This is a genomic window from uncultured Henriciella sp. (genome assembly GCF_964005855.1).
GTDB lineage: Bacteria > Pseudomonadota > Alphaproteobacteria > Caulobacterales > Hyphomonadaceae > Henriciella.
Genome location: NZ_CAXFSW010000037.1, coordinates 1 through 5,077, shown reverse-complemented (window position 1 = coordinate 5,077; position 5,077 = coordinate 1). Strand labels below are relative to the sequence as shown.

The 5,077-nt window shown below is 58.2% G+C and carries 4 protein-coding genes; all 4 read right to left on the bottom strand.

Annotation, left to right across the window (positions count from 1 at the left end):
• Nucleotides 1-7: 7 nt before the first annotated feature.
• Nucleotides 8-601, bottom strand: coding sequence for a hypothetical protein (locus tag ABNU55_RS15545; RefSeq protein WP_348764580.1), 594 nt, complete (start codon nt 599-601; stop codon nt 8-10).
• On the bottom strand, nt 598-1,317 hold the full coding sequence (locus ABNU55_RS15540) for a hypothetical protein (RefSeq protein WP_024707199.1): 720 nt from the start codon (nt 1,315-1,317) through the stop codon (nt 598-600). Before ABNU55_RS15540 ends, ABNU55_RS15545 begins: the two co-directional genes overlap by 4 nt.
• Complete coding sequence (locus ABNU55_RS15535; RefSeq protein ID WP_348764579.1) at nt 1,314-2,150, bottom strand: hypothetical protein; 837 nt, start codon at nt 2,148-2,150, stop codon at nt 1,314-1,316. The genes ABNU55_RS15540 and ABNU55_RS15535 overlap by 4 nt, the downstream gene beginning before the upstream one ends.
• On the bottom strand, nt 2,147-5,077 hold a 2,931-nt coding region (locus ABNU55_RS15530; RefSeq protein WP_348764578.1), incomplete at its 5' end, for a hypothetical protein. The genes ABNU55_RS15535 and ABNU55_RS15530, both read right to left, overlap by 4 nt.

Below are 5,077 nucleotides of genomic sequence, written 5' to 3'. Positions count from 1 at the left end.
TGTTTCATCACTGTCCTCCGGTGCCATAGAGCTTCTGATAGGTATCGCGCAGCAACGAATTCTCGCCAGCATCTCTCACGCCCGCGTCGCCGCCATAATCGCCGCCCTGTGACAGGCCCATGTTGACGGACCCGAAGTCGAGCACGTCACTGGAACCGCCGGTAAAGCTGTCTACCGAGATGCCGTCGAAGGACGGCAGCTGAAGCGCCGATGTCAGGGGCTCCGTGGCCTTGTCCCAGGCTTCTTGTGCAAAGGAGCAGATTTGTTGTTCTGCGTTGGACAATGCAGAATCGAACAGGCCCTGCACGTCAGGAACCTGAATGGCGATATCCAGATCCAGATTCATGAGATTGTCCAGGCAACCAAGGCCATCAATGGGCTTCGGTTGTTGAAGCGCCGCTTCTTTTCGCGCCACCTCAGTGTCGATGCCTGCGCGGATTGCGTCGGTCAAACTGACTTTGACTGTGTCAGTACATGCGCCGCTTTGGCCGCCGAGCATGGAATCGAATAGCTGTTCGATCTGGTCGGTTCCCTCTGCGGCATGGGTCAATCCCGCGTGCAGCATCAGGGCAGGTGCAAAAAACAATACAAGCATTTTCATAGCGTTTTCTTTTCTCCCTGATATGGCGGCACTTCCTGAATGAGAACGGGCCGCTTTGATCCAAAGCCGGGAAAGTCGCTGGTCGCGCCGTACATTCCCCCGACGGAATAGCTGTTCGTGTATCCGAAGCCGTCGTATGAATTGCCGTTGATGGATGCCATGCGCTTCAGGATGAGATCCTGCAGCTGCGCATAGGATGACAGACCATTGGCCGCGAGATAGCTCTCGGGTAGCGCGTTGGGATCAAAACCGCTTGCGACCCAATCATTCAGGGCGCCGGAGCCAAGAAAATGCGCCGCGTCCAGAAGGCTTTCCTGTGTGATCTGCACGCCATTGACTGTCTGACCCACCAGCCCGCGTGTTTGGGAACTCATTGAATTCCAGTTGCTGATAGTCAGCTCGTTCACGGCACGCTCTTGCAGTGCCTTGCCGGCTTCGGAATACCGGAGATCGTCGAGCGAAGAGACGCCGGCTGCGCGGGCCTTGTCTGTGAAGGTGTAGTTAGACCAGTTGCCACCAGATCCCTGGGTATATCCGAGCGTGGCCCAGGTACCGGCCGTGATCTGGTACTTGCCGAGCGCGGTGCCCTTTTTGTTGATGACCGAGTAGCTGTCGCCTCCCTCATGTCCCTTGAGAGCATCCAGATATCCCGCATGTGCCGCTACCGATGCCAGTCCGAGCGAAAAAGCGGATAAGCACAAGATAACCTGTTTCATAGCGGCTTCTCCCGACCAGCCTCCAGGACAGGCATAAGACCGATTGTCTTGACCCGTTCACCACTGCCGACGCTGTAAACGCCGATGCCGTCGTCGATCGACAATTCGATCAGGCGGTAACCTTCCTCGTCGCGATCTGGCTCGAGAGCGAAATCTTCGGCATAGGTCCGGAAGTTGGCGATCGCCTTGTTATCGCCGTCGAGGACAATCAGTGGGCAAGGACCGTTGCCGCAATAGTAAAGGGAGCGCGCTGTAATGACGGTTTCGTCGCCGCTCTTCAGGTCCACGTCAAATGCGAGAAACTCAGGCGGCTCAACGCCCTCGGGAGGTGCCGATCGAGCATTCAGGACGCCATAGGCGGCGCGCTTCTCATCTTCCGTGGAAACGCGGGACTCGTAAACATCACCTAGTACCTGGGGCGAGTAGGACGTGCTGAACCACTTCCAAACACGACCGTCGTCGCCATGGATGGAGCGAATGCCATCCATGCCGACGTCTCCAATACCAACCGCATCGCCAAGGCCCCGCCAGACTTCAAGCCACATTGCGTCCGGCTCGCTGTAATAAAGAGCAACAACGCCGCAGTTTGGATCGCATTTGCGGTTGTCGCCGAGGCGCACCACCATCTGGTCATAGCTTTCGGTCGGCTCTTCCAGCCAGACGCGCTCGGCCTCGACCATGCGATAGAAGCGCCCATACATCTTGCGAGCGACCTGTGTCGCATCCGCATCCACATCGTTGAAGGTGATGTATTTGGTCGCTACATCCGTATCTTGCGCGACAGCTGCCGATGACGACAACAGAAGCGCCAGCGCCACGTTTCGAAAATTCATGCTGCTGCCTCCTTTACAATTTGGTCGGCGAGATCGCGGATGACATCGCCTCTCTTGCCCTCGTCAACGGCAACACCCCGATCTTCCAACTCACCGAGCCGGCGTTCGATCGTTGCCTTTGCGGACCCGTCGGGAAACCGGGCGGCCAGAATGGTGCGCGCGCGCTTCGAGCCGAGACGGTCATAGAGCATGGACCGCAGGGCCGTGTCCTCGGATGTCGTGGACAGCGCCCATAGCTCGATCGGGCCGAGCTCATTGATCAGATATTGGGTGTAAACACCGCTCTTAAGGGTCAGATAAGCCATGACCGGAGCGCCCTCGCCTGGGACGGGGCCATGGAGCGTTCGGAGGATCGATCGAGCAGAGGCTGAAAGATTGTAGGTTTCGGAGACCTCTGAAATCGCGCTTTCGGTCGGCACGTTGCAAAACCAAATATTGGTGACGAGCTTCTGAATGGCCTCATCGAAGTCATCCATCAGCTGCGATGCCAAGGCGATCTGGACACCCGCTTTCCGGCACACTCGAACGTCATTGATGACCTGCTGGCGAATACCGAGCCCACCAGTCATGTGGTACTCGTCAAAGCACAGTCGTTTGTGCATCTGACGGTTATTTTTCCAACGGCGCAGATGGTAGTCGATGTAGACTTGCGGTGCCTTCAGGCCCCGCAACTCGTCTTCGTCCAACCAGAAGTCAGAGGTGACGGCATGGTGGGCCAGCATATACATGATGGCGGTATGTCGTTTTGCTTGCGGCCCGACCGTCGCGGTCACGTCCGACAGATCAAAGGCTATGATGCGCGCGCCGGAGACATCGAAACGCGTCGGGCGAGCGAGGATGGGGAAGTCCTTGGTCGCGGAGCTGACCATGCGCTGAAATGCTTTAAGCACCGGCTCCTGGGTGCGCGTCACCATTTCTCTGAAGGGTTCTCGAACTGTCTCGGAATTCGATACCAAGATGAGATCGGACAGCGTCGGAACAGCAAAGCGCTGCGCCAGTGCCGCCTCATGCCGTCGACCGTTTTCCATCAGAACGTCGGTTACCTCCCACCAGGTCGAGGACTGGTCGGCGACATAGCCGACCTCACCGAGAGCGGCGTCGACTTCATAACTTTCCGATGGGACGTATTTCTTCGGCTCCCGGTCATCCGAAAACCGCTCATAGGCTTCGTTAATGCAGCTTGCTGCCAGCGCGGAAATGCCGTCATAGGCCGATTCAGCCCCGTCCGGCGTGCATAGCAAGGTCACAAGATTGACGAGGTATCCGCGCTCGTGAGCAAGGGGAAACCGCAATGCGAGTTGGGTGTCGAACGGATTGACAGAATACTGTTCTTCCATCCGGAGCCGGTGATAGACGACCTCGTGACGCCGGTTCGCCGGCAGGCTGTCACGCAGGAGCGAAATCAATCCGGCCGAGGACGGGCCGACATCGATGACCGAAATGCGTGGCAACAATCCGCTACCATCATCTGACTGGCCACTTTGCGGTGACAGCGCCACGCCAAGGTTCATCGAGTTCAGCAGGACCGACTTGCCGGAGCCCGGCGTTCCGACGATAACGTCGACCCATGACGTCTGCTTGGATGATCCCGGCTGATAGGGCCACAGCTTTCCGTCCGAAGTTCTGAACAGCACAGCACCATGGTCCCAGCATTTCGCCGGGCGCGAAATCGGGCTCATCGCCAGCGCGTGTGACAGGCTCGCCGCCATGGGCGGCGCGGTCGACGCGCAGTTCATCGCGAGCGCCGACGACATGACGTTCTCGACGGGATCGCCAATCAGCGCATCGGTTTGCGCTGATCCCCAGCGCTCGACCGCGCGCCGTAGATTGGCAACCTGTCTCATGAGTACGTCCTTGTGCGTTTTCGGAGCCCAGGCCGCAAAGGAGACACGGAAGCGAACGGCCGTATCGTCGATGCCGTCGGCTTCGCGCAAGGCATCGAACGCCTGTACGATACGCCGGTTGCGCGACGGCGCGGTCCAGGTGAACAGCCGCGCATATTGTTCTTTGAAGATCTGCCCCTGATAGCCGCCTGCTTCGGTCAGCATCGAGGTGCGCCAGGAAATCCTGTCTTTGCTGTCGAGAACCCGCCGCACAAGATCGTTGAACGAAACAACGATTTCAGGCGGCAAGGACAAATCAAATCCCGAGAAGACGCTGTTGCCGATTTCAACCGTCGACTGATCGACGATCGTCGCGCTTTCGGTCAGCAACTGGCGAGAAAGCGCCGGCCAGGTAAGATTGGAAATATCGCCCTTCTTCAGTTCGGCATTCGTAGACGGCATCTTCTTCCGCATCATGTCACCTGGCAGAACAGGAGACCAACTTGGTGATGCGTGCAGAAACTCGGGGTAGAGAACGCCTCTTGCGGCTGTGATGGCGGTACGCGCATCCAAGCGCTCCATTTCGATGCCGACCAGCGCAAATTCGCGCAAAAGCGCATCCGAGACCGACCTGTGACGTGTTCTGAGTGCTTCCAGAGCAGCATCGGGCCATTGCGATTGTCGCATTGAGGGCGCGCCTGAGAGGTTTTTCCTCCTCGCCGCCTGCCCCGCCTTGATCTCGTTCTTTGTCAGGTTGGAGGGGCGTGACCACACCGCCAGATAAGAACGTTCTCCGGTCAGCTTTCGCGGCAAAATCCTACGGCGCTCGTCAATCAAGTCGCCAACGTCAAGCCCGCTGTCATGGGCGACGCGCCCTATCGAGCTTAATGCCATGTCGATTTCAGATGCGCCGAGATCCGGCGAATGGCCGAACCAGAATTGCAGGGCGCATCCGGGAGAGGCAAAATAGGGTGTGATCGTGCGTCGCAGCTGTTCGACAGTCTGCGACACTTCCGTTTCACCGGCCAGCGAGCGGAACCCTTCGAGCGCAAAGACACTCACCAGCGACCCGTCGTCGGCGACAAGGGTATCGTTGTCCTCCGC